The 18,674-nt window shown below is 67.2% G+C and carries 15 protein-coding genes and 1 riboswitch; of the genes, 4 read left to right on the plus strand and 11 right to left on the minus strand.

Annotated features, from left to right (window positions below):
- Positions 1–75: 75 nt before the first annotated feature.
- The gene (locus tag AC1U2B_RS12425) at positions 76–1,575 is read right to left on the minus strand and encodes an aldehyde dehydrogenase family protein (RefSeq protein WP_480217034.1); all 1,500 of its coding nucleotides are present in this window, start codon (positions 1,573–1,575) and stop codon (positions 76–78) included.
- Between the two features lie 254 nt (positions 1,576–1,829).
- Here AC1U2B_RS12425 and AC1U2B_RS12430 point away from each other — a divergent pair, with 254 nt between their 5' ends.
- On the plus strand, positions 1,830–3,287 hold the full coding sequence (locus AC1U2B_RS12430; RefSeq protein ID WP_480217035.1) for an APC family permease: 1,458 nt from the start codon (positions 1,830–1,832) through the stop codon (positions 3,285–3,287).
- Positions 3,284–4,036, plus strand: a complete 753-nt coding sequence (locus AC1U2B_RS12435; protein WP_260933335.1) for an IclR family transcriptional regulator — start codon at positions 3,284–3,286, stop codon at positions 4,034–4,036. The genes AC1U2B_RS12430 and AC1U2B_RS12435 overlap by 4 nt, the downstream gene beginning before the upstream one ends.
- A 6-nt stretch (positions 4,037–4,042) precedes the next feature.
- Here the strand turns inward: AC1U2B_RS12435 and AC1U2B_RS12440 are convergent, their stop codons facing one another.
- The 5 genes from AC1U2B_RS12440 to AC1U2B_RS12460 all read right to left on the minus strand — a co-directional run bounded on the left by AC1U2B_RS12440 (position 4,043) and on the right by AC1U2B_RS12460 (position 11,068).
- On the minus strand, positions 4,043–4,789 hold the full coding sequence (locus tag AC1U2B_RS12440; protein ID WP_480217036.1) for an SDR family oxidoreductase: 747 nt from the start codon (positions 4,787–4,789) through the stop codon (positions 4,043–4,045).
- A 138-nt stretch (positions 4,790–4,927) separates the two neighbouring features.
- Positions 4,928–6,688, minus strand: coding sequence for an NRAMP family divalent metal transporter (locus AC1U2B_RS12445; protein WP_480217037.1), 1,761 nt, complete (start codon positions 6,686–6,688; stop codon positions 4,928–4,930).
- An 85-nt stretch (positions 6,689–6,773) separates the two neighbouring features.
- On the minus strand, positions 6,774–6,926 hold the full coding sequence (locus AC1U2B_RS12450; RefSeq protein WP_156127081.1) for a hypothetical protein: 153 nt from the start codon (positions 6,924–6,926) through the stop codon (positions 6,774–6,776).
- Positions 6,927–7,229: 303 nt separating this feature from the next.
- A riboswitch (M-box (ykoK) riboswitch) is annotated at positions 7,230–7,400 on the minus strand.
- Between the two features lie 327 nt (positions 7,401–7,727).
- Entirely contained in the window at positions 7,728–9,350 is a 1,623-nt protein-coding gene (locus AC1U2B_RS12455; RefSeq protein ID WP_480217038.1) for an AMP-binding protein, read from the minus strand.
- Positions 9,350–11,068 (minus strand): AMP-binding protein, encoded by a 1,719-nt coding sequence (locus tag AC1U2B_RS12460; protein ID WP_480217039.1) that lies wholly within the window; start codon positions 11,066–11,068, stop codon positions 9,350–9,352. The genes AC1U2B_RS12455 and AC1U2B_RS12460 overlap by 1 nt, the downstream gene beginning before the upstream one ends.
- A gap of 58 nt (positions 11,069–11,126) precedes the next feature.
- Here AC1U2B_RS12460 and AC1U2B_RS12465 point away from each other — a divergent pair, with 58 nt between their 5' ends.
- On the plus strand, positions 11,127–11,966 hold the full coding sequence (locus tag AC1U2B_RS12465) for a LuxR C-terminal-related transcriptional regulator (RefSeq protein ID WP_480217040.1): 840 nt from the start codon (positions 11,127–11,129) through the stop codon (positions 11,964–11,966).
- A 4-nt stretch (positions 11,967–11,970) separates the two neighbouring features.
- On the opposite strand, the gene AC1U2B_RS12470 is transcribed toward AC1U2B_RS12465, so the two are convergent.
- From AC1U2B_RS12470 to AC1U2B_RS12490, 5 genes are all read right to left on the minus strand, one after another.
- Positions 11,971–13,788, minus strand: a complete 1,818-nt coding sequence (locus AC1U2B_RS12470) for an ABC transporter ATP-binding protein (protein WP_480217041.1) — start codon at positions 13,786–13,788, stop codon at positions 11,971–11,973.
- Positions 13,785–15,692, minus strand: a complete 1,908-nt coding sequence (locus AC1U2B_RS12475; protein ID WP_480217042.1) for an ABC transporter ATP-binding protein — start codon at positions 15,690–15,692, stop codon at positions 13,785–13,787. The genes AC1U2B_RS12470 and AC1U2B_RS12475 overlap by 4 nt, the downstream gene beginning before the upstream one ends.
- 73 nt (positions 15,693–15,765) lie before the next feature.
- Positions 15,766–16,326: a chromate transporter gene (locus AC1U2B_RS12480; protein WP_480217043.1), complete on the minus strand. Its 561-nt coding sequence runs from the start codon at positions 16,324–16,326 to the stop codon at positions 15,766–15,768.
- Positions 16,323–16,895 carry a chromate transporter gene (locus AC1U2B_RS12485; protein ID WP_480217044.1) on the minus strand — a complete coding sequence of 191 codons (573 nt, stop codon included), beginning with the start codon at positions 16,893–16,895 and terminating at the stop codon, positions 16,323–16,325. The genes AC1U2B_RS12480 and AC1U2B_RS12485 overlap by 4 nt, the downstream gene beginning before the upstream one ends.
- Positions 16,888–17,877: a phospholipase D-like domain-containing protein gene (locus AC1U2B_RS12490; protein WP_480217045.1), complete on the minus strand. Its 990-nt coding sequence runs from the start codon at positions 17,875–17,877 to the stop codon at positions 16,888–16,890. Before AC1U2B_RS12490 ends, AC1U2B_RS12485 begins: the two co-directional genes overlap by 8 nt.
- An 82-nt stretch (positions 17,878–17,959) precedes the next feature.
- Between AC1U2B_RS12490 and AC1U2B_RS12495 the strand changes: the two genes are divergently transcribed.
- A complete protein-coding gene (locus AC1U2B_RS12495; protein ID WP_043390574.1) occupies positions 17,960–18,661 on the plus strand; it encodes a response regulator transcription factor in 702 nt (233 codons plus the stop codon).
- The last annotated feature ends 13 nt before the right edge of the window (positions 18,662–18,674 follow it).

Raw genomic sequence — 18,674 nt, forward strand, 5'->3', positions numbered from 1 at the left:
GTTGCGGTGCGGTAAGGCTTCGGTGAGTTCAAATGAGAATTACCGGTTCGGCGAATTCTCATTTGAGCGGAGAATTCACAGCGCGATGTTGATGGCTTTCGTCTGGGTGTATTCGGCGATGGCGCCCTCGCCGAGTTCACGACCCCAGCCCGACTGTTTGTATCCGCCGAATGGCAGGGCGGTGTCGAACGCGTTGTGGCAGTTGACCCACACGGTGCCGGCCTTGATCTGCTGCGCCACCCGGTGTGCGGTCGACACGTCGCGGGTCCACACGCTGGCCGCCAGGCCGTAGGGCGTGTCGTTGGCCGCCTCCCGCACCCCGCGGTCGCGGTTGAACGGCACGGCCACGGCGACCGGCCCGAAGATCTCTTCCTGGTAGACGTTGAAGTCGCGATTCACGTCGACCAGCAGCGTGGGCTGCACGTAGAAGCCGGTGTCGCCATGGCGGCCACCGCCGGCCAGGGCGCGCGCACCCTGCGCGATGCCGTCGCCGAGATAGCCGGTGACCTTGGTGAGCTGCTCACGCGAGACCAGCGGCCCGATGTCGTTGGCGGGGTCCAGGCCGGGCCCGATCCGCAGACCGGCGGCGTGCTCGGCGACACCCTGGGTGAACTCGTCGAAGATGGTGTCCTCGACCAGCAGCCGGGTGCCCGCGGTGCAGGTCTGGCCGTGGTTGAACAGGAATCCGCCGGCCACGCCGGGAATCGCGGCCTCGAGATCGGCGTCGGCGAAGACCACCTGCGGGCTCTTGCCGCCCAGTTCCAGCGAGACCTTCTTGAGGTTGCCGGAGGCGGCGTTGACGATCTTCTTGCCGACCTCGGTCGATCCGGTGAAGGCGACCTTGTCGACGCCGTTGTGGGCGGACAGGGCGGCGCCGACGTCACCGAAGCCGGTCAGCAGGTTGAACACCCCGGCCGGGACCCCGGCCTCGGCGATCACCTCCGCGAGCAGCAGCGCGGTCAGCGGGGTCTGCTCGGCAGGCTTGAGGATGACAGTGTTCCCGCAGGCCAGGGCCGGTGCGACTTTGAACGCGGCCATGACCAGCGGGAAGTTCCACGGGGTGATCTGGGCGCAGACGCCGACGGGTTCACGCAGCGTGAAGGCGTGGAACTTGCCGCCCGGAGCCCACGGGACCGACACCGGGACGGTGCGGCCCTCGATCTTGGTGGCCCAGCCCGCGTAGTAGTAGAAGATCTCCGCAGCCCAGGTCACGTCGACGGCTTTGGCGACGGCGACGGACTTGCCGTTGTCGATGCTCTCCAGCTCCGCGAACTGGTCGGCCCGGGCGGTGATGCCCTCGGCGATCCGCCAGATCATCCGCTGGCGTTCGGCCGGCGTCATCGTCGGCCAGGGGCCGTCCTCGAACGCTCGCCGCGCCGCCCGCACCGCGCGCTCGACGTCCTCGGGGCCGCTGTGCGGGACCGTCGTGATGACCTGCTCGGTCGCGGGGTCGACGGTGTCGAACCGCCGGCCGGAGACCGACTCGACCCACTGACCGTCGACGTACATCTGCCGCGGACGGGAAATGAAATCGGCGGTCCGCGGGTCCAGATCGGCGCTGAGCGTGGCTGTCATGGAAATCATGTTTACGCCTCGATGTGGTGCGCGTCACCACTAATTCCGAATGGGTATTTCGGCTATTCGGATTCTCATTTGAAATGGCTTCACCATTCTCATTCGGGCCGGTTGATAATCGCAGCTCGGGCAGATTTGGGGGCTACGAGTGGGCTCCCCCGGGGCTGGACCCGGCGCAGATTCTCATTTGAAGATTTTGGATGTTTACCCGACAACGCTGTCGGCGTCGGCGGCGATCGGCTACCTTCCGACAAATGGGCCCCACCCGCACCATCCGGAGCCGCTCGCCGGTCGCCGGGCTTCAGCGCGCACAGCTGACCTTCACCCAGGTTCTCGGGCAGTCGGTGTCGGCGGTGGCCCCGTCGGCGGTGATGGTCACCCTGCCGGCGCTGGTCCTACCGGCGGCCGGGCACCTCACGATCGCGGTGTTCATCCTGACCGCCCTCATGATGACCGCGGTCGGCTACTGCATCACCCAGTTCTCCACCCGGATGGTCGCGGTCAGCGGGCTGTACAGCTACACCGTCAAGGGCCTCGGCCCGGTGCCCGGCATCGCGGCCGGCTGGTCGCTGGTCATCGGCTACGCAGCGGCGGCGATGGCCAGCGCGCTCGGCGCGGCCAGTTACATGGCGGTGCTACTGGGCCGGGTGGGGGTACCGGCCGGCAAGCCCGTCATCGCCGGCCTGACCGTACTGGTCGGCGGCGCCGCACTGATCCTCATGGTGCGGGGCATCCGATTGTCGGCGCGCATCTCGCTGGCCGTCGAATTGTTCGCCATCGTGGTGGCCGGCGTAGTCCTGATGATCGCCTTCGGCGGAGCCGTCACCGGCAGCGCCGCATCATCGAAAACGGTTGCCGATGCGCCACATTCAGCCCTGGGCTTCGCCATCCTGCTCGCCATCACCTCGTATGTCGGGTTCGAGAGCGCCAGTACCGTGGCTCGCGAGGCCCAGCGCCCGTTCGTCACCGTGACCCGCGCCATCCGCTGGACGCCGCTGGCGCTCGGTGCGCTGTACACCTTCGCCGCCGTCCTGCAGGCCACCGGCTCCATCCAGACCCGGACCGGGTCGACACCCATCGTGCTCTCCCTGCCGGACTCGGCGGACACCCTGGCCGGAGCGCTCTCCGTCGCCATGGAGATCGGCATCACCGCGTCCTGGATCGCGTGCGTGATCGGTTCCACCACCGCGTTGTCGCGGACGCTGTTCGCGATGGGACGCGAGGGTCTCCTGCCGGACACCATGGGCCATGCCCACCGGCGGTACCGCACGCCGCACGTCGCACTCAGCGTCGCGGTGCCGGTGATCGTCGCGGTGCCGGTCGGCTACCTGTTCGCCGCGGACTCCAGCCGCGACGTCCTCGTCGGGCTGCTGGCGGTGTCGGCGCACGGCTACATCGTGGCGTATCTGCTGGTGTGCCTTGCCACTCCGGCATTTCTGCGCCGGATCGGCGAGCTCACCACCGTCCCGCTGATCGTCGGACTGGCCACCGCCGCCACCATGATCGCCATCATCGTCTGGGCGGCGCTGACGGTGGCGTCGCCGGTGTGGATCGCCACCGCGGTCTACTCCGTACTGCTGGCAGCGGGTCTGGCGGCATTCCTGGCACGCCGCCGTCGGGTGCCCGATCTGGCCGACCGGGTCGGGGTGTTCGACGAGACCATCGCCGGCGACGTGTTCGCCGACTACAACCCGTGGGAGGTGCGCCGATGAGCCCCGCCGACGGCGCGCTGTCGGGCCGTCAGCCCAAGGCCGTACAGAGCGCGCTGCAGGTGCTCGAGGCGGTCGCGCTGGCCGGCACCGGCGTCACCGCCAAGGACATCGCCGAGCACCTGTCCATGCCGTCCGCCACGACCTACCGGCTGCTGAATCTCCTTGTCGCCGATGGCTATATCGTGCGTCTGCCGGACCTGTCGGGGTTCGCACTGGGCCCGCGGATGGGCCTGCTGATCGACGCCGCTGTCTCCCCCGCCGTGTGCACCAAGGCCCGCGAGACGCTGGGCGAGCTGAGGCTGTCGGTGCGGTTCGGGGTACACCTGTTCTACTTCACCAACACCTCGGTGCGCCTGGCAGACGCCGACGGCGAGTACCCGCCGCCGGCAGACGAGTCGGTGCTGAACCGGAACCTGCATGCCAGTGCGGTCGGCAAGCTGTTGCTCGCTGAGAAGCGCGATGCCGACGCGCTGCTCGGACCCGCGCCGGCCGCGCTGACCGACCGCACCGTCACCTCGAAATCGGCTCTGGCCGAACAACTCACCGAGGTCCGGGAGCGCGGGTACGCGGCCCAGACCGGTGAGCTGCGGCCCGACTTCGCGTGTGTTGCGGTACCGGTCCGGTCCACCACCGCGACCTTGGTGGCCGCGGTGGCGATGTCCGGCCGGGCCGAACAGGATCAGCTACTGCACCGCCAGATTCCGGTATTGCAGGACTACGCAACCCAATTGGCGCCGCTGCTGGCGTGACGCCGGTCAGAAGGGAATCGAGGCGATCATCGCCCCGTCCCCGGTGACCAGGCTGTCCTTCTTCAGCGTCGTACCGAAGTACTTCGCCCGCGGATCGACCACCACCCGCTGATCGTCGTGATGGATGGCCAGTACCTCGCGAGCCAGCCGGGAGAACGGGATCTTCTCGGGCCCGCCGATGTTGACCACGTGGTTACGCGGTGGCTCTATCGCGACCTCAGCGAGGAAGGCCGCCACTTCGTCGGCCGCGATCGGCTGAATCAGCGCGTCCGGCACCCGCACATCATGCTCGTCACCCTCATCCGTGGCGGCCTCGACCACCATCGACTCGACGATCGCCTGCGCGAACTCACGGAACTGCGTGGCCCGCACGATCGTGTAGGGCAGCCCCGACGAGGCAATGATCCGCTCCTGAGCGACCTTGGCGCGCATGTAGCCACTGTCCGGCAACTCGTCGACTCCCACGATCGACAGTGCGACGTAGTGGCCCACCCCGGCCGCCCGGGCCGCGGCCACCAGATTGGTGGTCGATGCGACGAAGAAATCCATCACTTCGCTGTCCTCGAAGGACGGCGAGTTGGTGACGTCGACCAGGGCGTCGGCGCCCGCGAGCGCCTTGGCGAGGCCCGCGCCACTGCAGACATCGGCACCGGAACGGCGTGACGCCGCGACCACGTCCTCGCCCTCCCGAGTCAAGAGGTCAACCAGTAGGGTTCCGATGAGGCCACTGGCCCCCATTACTGTCACCTTCACTGTGCCAACACCTTTCGCCGTCGCCCCGCCGACTTGGGAGTCGGATACACAGCCTACGTCGCACAGCGTGCCGAGGGTTGCGAAATCGACGCGAGGTGGGGCACGGCAGCACGGCCACCGTGCCCCACCCAACCGCGTCTAGCCGGTGATCGCCTCGGCGACCTTCACCCCGACGAGCACCACCGCCACCAGCAGGTAGCCGCGCAGTGCCACCATGCCGGCCACCCGCAGCGGCGACCAGGCCGGCCGGTCCAGGGTGTCCAGGGCAGGCGTGCGGAAGCTGTCCCGCTCCTGGTTCCGCAGCGCCTTCCGGACTTTGCGATCGTCGGGCTGCTCGTCCAGATCTTCCACCTGCTCGGGGTCCAGGCCACCCAGTTCGGCGGCGACCGCCACGGCGGCCTGCTTCCGTTGCGTGCGCCGCGACCGCAGCCCCGCACCGGCGATGGCCACCCCACCGAGCACGCCGACGGCCGCACCGGCACCGAAGCCCCACTCAAGTTGTCCGGCAGTCAGATTGGGGAAGAACGTCGCGGCCGTCAGCGCCAAGGACAGCAACACCAACGCCCAGACGATCACGCCGGCCATGATGTTCTGCCGCATCGTGTTGACCCACGGACCCAGCACGGCCTTGTCGTTGCACAGCAGCACCAGGAACACCGTCGCCGACGGCAGCAGCACCCCGGCCAGTGCCTGGACGCCCTGAGTCAGCAGGCCCAGTACGTGATCCGGGCTGAACGACACCGCCGCCGCCACCGCGAGCAGCGCGGCGTAGCCCAGGTAGAAGGCGGGCGCCTCACTGACCTTCCAGTGCAGCGAGTGCCGCTTGCCCAAGGTGTCGCCGAGTGCGTAGGTGGTGGCCAGTCCAACGGCGTTGGCCCCGATGAGCGAAGCGTCGAGCAGCAGGATGGCGAACAGCGCGCCGGCGGTGTGAGACACGTGCTGGCCCAATTGCGTTGCCACGTCGCCCGCGTCGGTGAAGTTCCCGGCTGCGGCGGTGCCACCGAGCCCGAACGCGGCAGCGGCCATGATTGCGACCGCGCCCACCATCACCACGACGATGCCGATCCACAGGTCGACCCGCTCGTAGCGAATCCACTTGGGGGTCAACCGCTTGTCGACGATGTTGGACTGCTGGAAGAACAGCTGCCACGGCGCGACGGTGGTGCCGACGATCGCGACGATCAGCAGCAACAGCGTCGAGTTCAGGCCGCCGGGGAACGACGGGACCAATCCACGCGCGGTGTCCGCTGCCGACGGGTGCACGATGAACGCCAACGGGAAGATCACGATGTTGATGGCGATCAGCGCGAAAATGAAACGCTCCCAACGGCGGAACGAACCACCGGCCACCACGGCGAACAGCAGCACCGCCGCGAGCGGCACCGAGATCGACTTGGGCAGGCCGAAGTAGTTCAACGCCATTGACACACCGACGAATTCGGTGACGATCGTCAGCGCGTTCACGATGAACAGGTCACCGACACTGAACGCACCCCAGAACTTGCCGAACCGGGCGAAGATCAGCCGCGCGTGTCCCACGCCGGCGACCGCACCGAGCCGGACCACCATCTCCTGGTTGACGTACAGCACCGGGATCAGCAGTGCCAGCGTCCACATCAGCGCCATGCCGTAGTTCTGGCCGGCCTGCGCGTAGGTGGCGACACCGCCGGCGTCGTTGTCGCCGACCATGACGATGAGGCCGGGCCCCATCACGACCAGCAGCATCTTCAGTCGCTGCCAGCGGCTGCGACCCGTCGTGGTCTCGTCGGTGCGGATGGTGCCGAGCGCGCCGACGATATCGCCGACGTGTGCGGTGTCGAGCACTGCGGTGCTCGGTGAATCATGTTGGGTCACAGGCGTTCCACCGGCGGGTCGCGGCGTGCGAGCGAAGAGAGCCATGGCGAGATTCCTCTCGGGGAGAATGGCAGCACAGCAGGGGTGCCCCCCCCCCGACAAGGGGGGGGCGGACCGTGCGGCCGAACGGTCAGAAGTCGGGGTGTGCCCCAAGGGAAGCCGAGATCACCGCGAGCGGCGTCTGCGACATCTGAAGGTTGTGCCGTTCCTGCGGAGTCAGGTGCGTGCGGGTGTGCACCATCCGGGCGATACGACGGACTGAGGTGATACGAAATACGGTCATGACAGGGCTCCTGTCGGGATCAGTCCCGCGGGCCAACAACAGCGCGCATCGATCAGGCGCCGTCGGTCAGACGACCATCCCGATGACGAGTTGGCAGGGCTGCGGGAGAGCTTGAATGAAGTTGTTCACGTTGGGTTTTCGCTCCGGACTGGAACTCGGACCATCGCCAGGTTTCATTCGCCCCTCACCTCCTCGCTGCCAGGCCCCGGTCGGGGCAGTTGTGTCACGCATATCTATGACAACACGCAGGGGAGGACGCAGCATCCGAACTCGGCATCAAGAACCCGATAAAACTCGGTGCCACTTACACCCCTCTCGTCAGAGCTTCGGCACTGAACGACGTAATCCGCGAGCGGATAGCCACTTTGGGTAACCCCTTAATCCGGGGAGACCTGTCCTGACCCTGGGCGTCTCTCGACGTCGTCGGATCAGTGGCTTCTGTTCGTTCAGGAGCCTCGCCTAGCGAGGTGCTGACCAACCCAAGGTAACCCCGGTGCGCGGACCCGTCAACTTGGGGGCTGTGATGCCGGTGACCCCGAGGGTGCGTGCAGATCTCGATTCCACCGAGAATCACGATCCACGCGCACATTCGTGACGGAGTCGAGGTCGTGGCCATGGTTCACGGACTCTGTTGCAACACTTGCGATCTGAGGCTGTCACCATCGGCTGACAATGTCCGGTCTTGTGACAGCTCGGGGTCGAAGACGCCGAGGAGGGCGGACGATTTCCGCGTTGACCTTGCGCCTACGTCACATAGGTTCGAGAGCCAGTGTGCGTAGGCGCAGAGCCAACGGCTCCAATTCAGGGCTGTTCGAGGCCGAAGATGCGGATGCTCTCGGCGCGCATGTCGACCTTGCGGACCTTGCCGGTGATCGTCATCGGGAACTCGTCGACGATGTGCACATAGCGTGGAATCTTGAAGTGTGCCAGTCGATCTGCTGTGAATTCCCGGATTGCCGTGGCGTCGAGCGGCTCGGCCCCCGGGCGCATCCGCAGCCACGCGCAGATCTCTTCGCCGTAGCGGGCGTCGGGTACGCCGATCACCTGGGCGTCCTCGATGTCCGGGTGGGTGTACAGAAATTCCTCGATCTCGCGCGGATACACGTTCTCGCCACCACGGATCACCATGTCCTTGATCCGGCCGACGATGGCGCAGTAGCCGTCTTCGCGCATCACCGCGAGATCGCCGGTGTGCATCCAGCCTTCGGGATCGATGGCTTCCCTGGTCTTTTCGTCGTTGTTCCAGTACCCGAGCATCACCGAGTAACCGCGGGTGCAGAACTCGCCCGGCTCGCCGCGCTCCACCGTCTCACCGGTTTCCGGGTTGACGACCTTCACCTCGATGTGGGGATGCGCCCGGCCGATGGTCGCGGTGCGGCGGTCCAGGTCGTCGTCGATGAGCGTCTGGCAGGACACCGGCGAGGTCTCGGTCATGCCGTAGGCGATGGCCACCTCGGCCATGTGCATGTCGGCGACGCAGTGCTTCATCACCTCAACGGGGCACACCGAGCCGGCCATGATGCCGGTGCGCAGGCTCGACAGGTCCCGTCCAGCGAACGACGGGTGGTTCTGCATGGCGATGAACATCGTCGGCACCCCGTAGACGCCTGTGCACTGCTCGGCTTCGACGGCATCGAGCGTGGCAGCGGGATCGAAACCGGGGGCCGGAATCACCACCGCTGCACCATGACTCATACAGCCGAGCACACCCATCACCATGCCGAAGCAGTGGTAGAACGGCACCGGAACGCACAACCGCTCCCCCGCCTGCAGGTTGATGCCCTCCGTGGTGAAGTAGCCATTGTTCAGGATGTTGCGGTGCGACAGCGTCGCCCCCTTGGGGAATCCCGTTGTCCCTGAGGTGTATTGGATGTTGATCGGATCGGTGTTGGACAGCGTGGCATGCCGCGCCGCCAAGGCATCGGCGCCGACAGCCGCGCTGCCGGAACGTAACTCACCCCAGTCGGCGCTGTCCAGGTAGACGACGTCAGTCAGGCTGGGTACCTGCGGACGCACCTCCTCGATCATCGCCGCGTAGTCGGACGTCTTGAACGACGTCGCCGAGATCAGCATGCGCATCCCGGATTGGTTGAGCGCGTAGGCCAGTTCGTGCACCCGGTACGCCGGATTGACGTTGACGAGAATGGCGCCGATCTTGGCCGTCGCGAGCTGCGTCACGATCCACTGCGCACAGTTCGGTGACCAGATGCCGACCCGGTCACCCTTCTCGATGCCGCGGGCCAGCAAGCCCCGGGCGATCAGATCGACTTCGGCATTCAACTCGGCGTAGGTGTACCGCAGGCCTTGTCCGCGGTCGACCAACGCCAGGGTGTCGGGGTAGGCGGCGACGGTGCGCTCGAAGTTGGCCCCGATGGTCTCTTCCAGGATCGGGGTGTCGGTCGGCCCCGCGTCGTAGCTCAGCATCAGTTCACCAGGTCCTCGTAGCGGTACTCCGATGCGATCGGGGTGCCGGCCGCATGCGCTTGATCTTCGCGCTTGCGCAGGTCCACGCGTCGGATCTTCCCGGAAATCGTCTTCGGAAGATCGCCGAATTCGACCCGGCGGACCTTGAGGTACGGCGCCAGGTGATCGCGGGCGAATTCCATGATGGACCTTGCGGTTTCCTCGTCGGCGCTCCAGCCCGCGGCCAGGCAGACATACGCCTTCGGCACGGCGAGCCTGGTGTCATCGGGCTGGGGCACCACGGCGGCCTCCACCACCGCCGGATGCTCGATGAGCACGCTCTCCAGCTCGAACGGCGACACCTTGTAATCCGACGACTTGAACACGTCGTCGGTGCGGCCGATATAGGTGATGTAGCCGTCGCTGTCACGGGAGGCCACGTCACCGGTGTGGTAGTAGCCGCCCGCCATGACGTCCGCATTCCGTTGCGGGTCACCGAGATAGCCCGTCATCAGGTTCAGCGGGTGGGCGCTCAGCTCCAGGCAGAGCTCGCCCTCGTCGGCCGGCTCGCCGGTCACCGGGTCGACCAGCAGCACCGGCACCCCCGGCATCGGCCGCCCCATCGAACCGGCCTTCACGGGTTGCCCCGGGGTGTTGCCCACCAGCAGGGTGGTCTCGGTCTGCCCGAAGCCGTCGCGGATCGTCAGACCCCAGGCGTCCTGTACCTTCGCGATGACATCGGGGTTCAGCGGCTCCCCGGCACCCAGAATCTCCCGCAGCCCTTCGGGTTTGGCGCCGAGATCGGCTTGGATCAGCATCCGCCACACCGTCGGCGGCGCACAGAAAGTGTTGACGCCGGCGCGACGCAACTGCCCCATGAGTGCAGCGGCGTCGAAGCGGCCGTAGTTGTAGACGAAGATGGTCGCCTCGGCGATCCACGGCGCGAACACACAACTCCAGGCGTGCTTGGCCCAGCCCGGCGAGCTGATCGCCAGGTGCACATCGCCCGGCGTCACCCCGATCCAGGCCATCGTGGACAGATGCCCGACCGGATACGAAATCTGCGAATGTTCAACAAGTTTGGGCTTGCTGGTGGTACCCGAGGTGAAGTACACCAGCAGCGGATCGTCCACCTCGGTGACAGCGGCGAACGGACCCGCCGAAACCACGTGATAGGCATCGGCGTAGCGGTGCCAGCCCGGCGCCGAATCCCCGACGACGATCCCGGTGTACTGCCCATCGACGGACGCGAACTTGTCGGCGTCGGCAGCGCCCGCCACCACGAAGCCCGCCCCGCCGCGGGTGATCCGGTCCGCCAGATCGGCCGGGCCCAGCGCGCCGGTCGTCGGCATCACCACCGCGCCGAGCTTCGCCACCGCCAGCATCGACTCCCAGAGCTCGACCTGGTTGCCGAGCATCACGATCACCCGGTCGCCCTTGCCCACGCCGAGCGACCGCAGCCACGTCGCCACCTGGTCGGACCGGTCGGCCATCTCCGCGAAGGTGTACCGCTGCTCGGCACCGCCCTCTTCGGTGATCCACAGCGCCACCTGGGCGGCGCGCTCCGGACTGCGGGCAATGACGTCGAACCAGTCGGTGGCCCAGTTGAACGTGCCGGTCAGCCGCGGCCAGCGGAAGGTGTCGACGGCCTGCGCGTAGTCACCGATCGATGTCACCAGCCGGTCCCGCGCGGCGCGATACTGCTCGGTGTTGGTCGTGATCCCAGCGTCTGTCGCCATGAACGTAGGATCTACGTCACACGTACCCGCCCGCTACCCCCGAAAGAGGGTACTGACCGTGACCACCGGCCCGACTCTGCTGCGTCCGCGCGACACCGACGCCGTGCGCGCTGAGCTGCGACGGATCGGGACCGAGGGCGCGGTGCCGGTGATGTTCGGCGGCGAGGTGCACGACGACGCGCTGCTGCTCACCGAGTTCTACGGCACCCGGACCGGCAGGCTGCGGGGCCTGGTGGTGCGGTCGACGCTCGGGCTCGGCGGGGCCAGCATGGTGTCTGGCCAGCCGCTGGCGGTGGCCGACTACCGGCGCGCGCCGTCGATCACCCACGACTACGACATGCCGGTGCTGTCCGAGGGCATCCGGTCGATCCTGTCGGTGCCCGTCGTCGTCGACGGGCAGACCCGGGCCGTGCTCTACGGCGCGTACCGCTCCGCCGCACCGTTCGGCGGACGGGCCATCGACCTGATGATGACGTCGGCCCAGCGGCTGGCCGACGAACTGGCCATCCGCGACGAGGTGGACCGCCGGCTGCGGCTGCAACAGGCCCCGTCCACCGACACCGTGGTCAACGCCGAACACATCCGTGAGGTGCACGCCGAGCTGCGTCGACTGGCGGCCGGTGGCGAGCACGTCGCGCCGGCGCACCTGGGTCATCTCGCGGACCGGCTGGCCGAGTCCCTGGCCGGCGGACCGGCGCCGGCCAGTCCACTGAGTCCACGGGAACTTGACGTACTTGCGCAGATCGCGCTGGGCTGCACCAACACCGAAGCGGCACAGCGGCTCTCGTTGAAGCCCGAGACAGTCAAGAGCTACCTGCGCAGTGCCGCAACGAAACTCGGCACCCACACCCGCCACGAGGCGGTGTCGAAGGCGCGGCAGTTGCGACTGATCCCCTGACCGGTCAGGCCAGCGAGTCGATCCAGGCGCGGTGCAGCGCGGCGTACCGCCCGTTCTGTGCGACCAGATCGTCGGGCGCACCGTCTTCTACGATGCGTCCGCCATCGAGGACCAGCACCCGGTCCGCCGATTGCACGGTGGAGAGCCGGTGGGCGATCACCAGCGCGGTGCGCCCGGCGAGGATGGTGGCCAGTGCGCGCTGCACCAGGCGCTCGGTGGGGATGTCCAGCGAGGACGTTGCCTCGTCCAGGATCAGCACCTTGGGGTCGGCGAGGAACGCCCGGGCGAACGCGATCAACTGGCGTTGGCCCGCCGACAGCCTTCCGCCCCGATTGGCGACGTCCGTGTCGTAGCCGTCGGGCAGGTTGTCGATGAACCGGTCGGCGCCAACGGCTTCCGCCGCCGCACGAATCTCGGCGTCGGTGGCGTCGGGGCGGCCGAACCGGATGTTGTCGGCGACGCTGCCGGCGAACATGAAGTTCTCCTGCGTCACCATCACGACATGCCGGCGCAGCTCGGCTTGGGCGATCGAGCGCAGATCGATGCCGTCGAGGGTCACGGTGCCGGTGACCGGGTCATAGAAGCGGGCGATGAGTTTGGCGATCGTCGTCTTGCCCGCACCGGTGGCACCGACGAGGGCGACGGTCTGCCCCGCGGGCACCGTCAGATTCAATTCCGGCAGCACCGGCCGCTCCGTGGTGTAGCCGAAGCTGACCCCGCGAAAAGCAATGTCCCCCTTCACCGCGGTGAGGGTGACGGGGTCGGCGGGATCCATGATCGCCGGCTGCTGACCGAGTACCCCGGCCAGCTTCTCCAGCGCCGAGGCGGCGGACTGGAATGTGTTGAAGAACTGCGAAATCTCTTGCATCGGTTCGAAGAACATGCGCAGGTACAACAGGAAGGCCGTCAGCGTGCCGATGGTCATCCGGCCGTGCAGCACCAGGTATCCGCCGTACAGCAGCACCAGGCCGGTGGTGATGTTGCCGACCAGCTTGACCCCGGGCATGAACACCGCGAGCAGAGTCATGGTGCGTTCGTTGATGACGCGGTAGTCGTCGACGACGTCGTCGAAGATCTCCTGGTTTCGCGGCTCGCGGCGGTACGCCTGCACGGCTTTGATGCCCGTCATGGTTTCGACGAACTGGACGATCACCAGCGCCGCCCGTTCCCGGACGACGCGGTACGTCCTGGACGACTCGCGGCGGAACCAGGCGACCAACAACACCAGAAGCGGGAAGGCGCCCAGGCACATCAGTCCGAGCCGCACGTCCAGGGTCACCAGCAGCACGGCGGTGCCGCCCAAAGTGAGCACGGCAGTGATGAGGCTGTCGAAACCCGTCGACAGCATGGTCTGGATGGCTTCGATGTCGTTGGTGGACCGGCTCACCACGCGGCCCGACGTGTAGCGGTCGTGGAAAGCCACGTCGAGGCGCTGGAACTGCCGGTACACCCGGCGGCGCAGTTCCAGCAGCACCTTCTGTCCGATGCGCCCCGACCGATTCAGGAAGAACAGCCGGAAACTGGCCTGCAGCACCACCACAACGCACAGTGCCGCCACCACCTGCAGCAGTTCGCGGGCCGGGCCGCCCTGCAGGATCGGCGGGATGCCGTGGTCGATGCCGCGCTGCACCAGCAGCGGAACCGACAGGCGTGCAGCGTTTTCCACCACCACGACCAGACCCAGGAGCAGGACCGCTACCCGGTACGGCTTCAGCAGCGAACCCAGCAGGGCACGGGCCTCGCGGCGCCGCGACACGTTCTCGTCGATGGGCAGGTCCTGAGCCGCCTCGACGGTCTGCCCGCGCCAGCTCTCGGTGCTCATCGCCTGCGCACCTCTTCGGCTTCGTCGCTCTGCTCGAGATACAGCTGCTCGAGCCGTTCGCGCTCGGCGTCCTGCTCCCAGTCGCAGCTGCATTCGGCGCCGTCGTCGAGCGCGTCGTCGGCCGACAGCAGATAGCGGTATTCGGGTGCCTGCGCCAACAATTCGGTGTGGGTGCCGATGCGGGTGATGGTGCCGTTCTGCAGCAGTGCCACCCGGTCGGCCAGCAGCACGGTCGACGCCCGGTGCGCCACCACGATGCCGGTCACCGACGTCAGCACCCGTCGCAGCGCGACGGTGACCTCGGCTTCGGTGTGCATGTCCAGGGCCGAGAGGGTGTCGTCGAGCACCAGCAACGCCGGCGCGGCCAGGATGGCGCGGGCCAGCGAAAGACGTTGGCGCTGACCGCCGGACAGGCTCATGCCCTGCTCACCGATGCGGGTGTCCAGCCCGAACGGCAGGTCGTAGACGAAGCGAGCGGCGGCGATGTCGATGGCCGCGTGAATCTCGTCGTCGGTGGCGGGATCGTCGGCACCGCGGCCGAGGGTGAGGTTCTCGACGACGGACATGGAGAACAGCGTCGGGTCCTCGAAGGCCGTGGCCACGGCGCTACGCAGGGCGGGCAGCGACAGCTCACGGATGTCACGGCCGTCGAGCAGGATGGCGCCCTCGGTGACGTCGTACAGCCGCGAGAACAGCGCCGCCAGAACTGATTTCCCTGATCCGGTCGCGCCGACGAGGGCCAGCGTCTGGCCCGGTTCCACCGTCACCGAGACGTGGCGCAGCGCCCAGTCGTCGGGCGCCGCGTCGGGGAAGCGGAAGCCGACGTCACGCAATTCGAGGTGCCCACCGCGCGGCGCGGTGTTGACCGGTCCGTCGCTGATATCCACTGGCGCGTCGAAGATCTCGGCGACGCGATTGGCCGCGGTCATCGACTCCTGCATCATCGACAGCAGGAAGCCCAGCGATGAGATGGGCCAGACCAGCGACAGCATCATGGTGATGAACGCGACCAGCGTGCCCATGGTCACCAGGCCGTGCCCGGCGGCGTACGCGCCGAACCCCAGCACCACGATCAGCGTCAGGTTGGGGATGACCTCGAGCAGCGTCCAGAACCGCGCCGACACCGCCACCTTGCCGACCTCGGCGTCGTACAGGGCCGTGGCCCGCTCGTCGAACCGCTCGTAGACATAGTCCTCGCGGCCGAACGACTTGATCACCCGCAGGCCCAGCGCCGACTCCTCGACATGCGTTGCCACATGGCCGGATTGATCCTGTGCCTGCCGCGACAGCCGGCTGAACTGCCGCTCGAACCTGAAGATCGTCACCGTCACCGGCAGCACCGACACCAGCACCACCACACCCAGCGGCCAGTACATGGCCAGCAGGATGCCCGTCACCACGATGATCTGAATCGTGTTGAGCACCAAGAACAGCAGGCCGAATCCGAGGAATTGGCGAATCGTGCCAAGGTCGTTCATCACGCGGGACAGCAATTGCCCGGACTGCCACTGCCGGTGGAACGACATCGGCAGAATCTGCAGCCGCGCGTAGAGCTCCTTGCGGATGTCGGCCTCGACGCCCATGGTCGCGCGGGCCCCGAGCCAGCGCCGGATGAACCACAGCACCGCCTCGACGAGCCCCAGCGCCAGCGCGGCGGAACCGAGCACCCACAGGCCCTGCTGATCCTGGTGCCGCACCGGGCCGTCGATCACCGCCTTGGTCACCAGCGGGATCGACACCGTCACACCCAGCCCGACGAACGCGGTGAGCAGCATCGCAACCCAGCGAGCGCGATACGGCCCGAGGTACGGCAACAAGCGCAGCAGGTCCGCCGACGCACGCTGCCGCCCCGGCACCGGGGCGATCACCGGAGCCGACTGCAGGGGCGGGGCTACATCTGACACAACAACTTCAATGCTCCCATGTGCCACCGACAATCCCGCGGCGCGGCGGGGCGACCAGCTCAGCTGGCTCCGGTCAGATGAAACCCAGGTACCCCACCACGCCGGCCGCGGCGACCACGATCAGCGGGTTGAGCTTGGTGAGCATGAAGATCACGGTGCACACCGCCGTGACGGTGTAGGCGCGCCAGTCATGGTCGGCGGCACGGCTCATGACCAGCGACGCCGCCAGGATGAGCCCGACCGTCAGCGGGGCGAAACCCTTCTCGACGGCGCGGCGGAGCTTGGAGCGCTCGGCCTTCTGCCAGATCAACGTGATGACGTAGACGAACATCGCGGCGGGCACCACCATCGCGATCATCGCGATGATGCCGCCGATGATCGCCCCGGGAATGCCGGCCACTTTGAGGCCGGCGCCGTAACCGACCATCGACACGATGAGGATGCTCGGCCCCGGCGCGGTCTGGGAGATCGAGAACAGGTCGGCGAACTGGTTGTTGGTCAGCCAATGCCTGCCGTTGACGGCGTTGATGTGCATTTCCGGCAGCACCACGTTGCCACCGCCGATGGACAGCAGCGACAGCATGCCGAACAGCCCGATCAGCTGGACGTAGGTCGACAGGGCTGCTGTACTCATGCCGCTGCGGCGCGATCCCGGGGCCACGCCCAGAGCAGGCTGAGCGGAGCCAGGATCGCGAGCGTCCCCAACAACGGAAACCGCAAGACGCCGTTGAGCACGAAGGCACCGGCGAACAACAGGACCGGCACGACGCCCGTCAGGCACTTCTGGCCGGTCTTGAGCACCATCGTCAAGGTCAGGGCCACCGCGGCCGCCGACGCGCCGTGCAGCACACCCTTGACGGCGGGCACCTCCTTGAACCGGAAGTAGGCGAACGACAGCACCAGCACGATGACCAAAGGCATGGCGCACAAGCCGAATACCGCGGCCGCGGCACCCGGGAAGCCGCGCATCTTGGTACCGGCGAACACCGCCATGTTGACCTGATTGGCGCCGGGCAGGATGCGGCACATCGTTGTGGCCGAAAGGAACTCGGCATCCCCGAGCCAGCCCTTCTCTACGACCAGCACCTCACGGGACCAGGCCGACAGCCCGCCACCGAACGACGCCAGCGCGATGTGGTTGAACGTCAGGACCAACTCGAACAACGAAACCCGTTGTGCTGTCGAGTCGATCTGCTCACTCATGGACCAACTCGGGGTCGTGCGGGAAGTCGTCCTCGTGATGCTGCGACGCGTCGAGCGGATCCGGCGGCTCGTAGTGGTGCGAGGTCTCCCAGTCGGCGTCGAACACCTGGGTCAGCTGCCCGACCGCATCCGGGTCGTGGACCATGACACCCAGTTCACGACGCAGGTCGAAGGCGCTGCGGTCGATGTTCATCGACCCCACCAGGGCCTCCCGGTCGTCGACGATGACCAGCTTGGCGTGCACGCGCAGATTCTTCTGCTTGCGCACCTTGGCGCCGAACCGGCGCAGGGTCCGCAGCGACGCGAAGGTATCGAGGATGTCCCACTCGCTGATGCCGTGTTTACCGCCGCACAGCACGTGGACGTTCACGCCGCGGCCCACCGCAGCCGCGATGTGATCGAGGATGACGGCGTCGACGTACTTGGGGTGCTGGATACGCAGGTGTTGTTCGGCGGTGTCGATGAATTTCGCCATGTGGTACCGCGAATTCGAGTTGCTCCACAACAGCCCGTGGTACTGCGACGGCGCCCAATCGGTGTGGGACCAGTCGGCGTCGAACACCTCGACGATCTGCGCGACATGCTCGGCATCGGTGGTGATGAAGCCGTAGTCGCGGGTGAGCGTGAAGTACTTCTCGCACAAGTTGAATGTGGCCACCAGCGCGGCCGTCTCGTCGACCACGATCGACTTCTCGTGCGTCACATAGAACGACGGATTGGACCACTGCACGTTCACTCCGGCGTCCGAGAACTGTTCGAACGTCTCGTCATTGGCGCGGTCCCCGCCGGAGCGGGCCGGGTTCAGCATGACGCGCACCGTGACCCCCGCCTGGTGCCGCTCGATCACCGCCGCCACGAGCGACGGCTCGGTGAACGTGAATTGTTTGATCAGCAGCGATTTCTGCGCCGATGCGATGAACTCCCGCACCGGCTGCACACCGTCATCGGGTTGGACGATGACGCGCGGCGACTCAGGCCCCATAAGCGCCGGATGCTAGCACCGAATAGGGGCTGCCAGACGTGCCTCCGTCAATAAGAGGTGGCCATCGGGCAAGATGAGGCGCATGGATAGCGGAAGCGCCTCGCCCCGTCTGCTCGTAGTCGACGACGACCCGGACGTGCTGGCCTCATTGGAGCGTGGACTGCGGCTGTCCGGATTCGAGGTGTCGACCGCGGTCGACGGTGCCGAGGCCTTGCGCAGCGCCACCGAATTCCGGCCGGACGCCATCATTCTCGACATCAACATGCCGGTGCTGGACGGCGTCAGCGTCGTCACCGCGCTGCGCGCCATGGACAACGACGTGCCGGTCTGTGTGTTGTCGGCCCGCAGCTCGGTCGACGACCGGGTCGCGGGGCTGGAAGCCGGCGCCGACGACTACCTGGTGAAGCCGTTCGTCCTGGCTGAGCTGGTCGCGCGGGTCAAGGCGCTGCTGCGCCGCCGGGGCGCGACGGCGACGTTCTCGTCGGAGACCATCGCGGTCGGGCCGCTCGAGGTCGACATCCCGGGCCGGCGGGCCCGGGTCAACGGCGCCGACGTCGACCTGACCAAGCGCGAGTTCGACCTGCTGGCCGTGCTGGCAGAGCACAAGACCGCAGTGCTGTCCCGCGCCCAGCTGCTGGAGTTGGTGTGGGGCTACGACTTCGCCGCCGACACCAACGTCGTCGACGTGTTCATCGGCTACCTGCGCCGCAAGCTGGAGGCCAACGGGGCGCCGCGACTGTTGCACACGGTCCGCGGCGTGGGGTTCGTACTCAGGCAGCAGTGATGAGCGCCCGCGC

It is taken from the genome of Mycolicibacterium sp. P4_G11 (assembly GCF_056555145.1).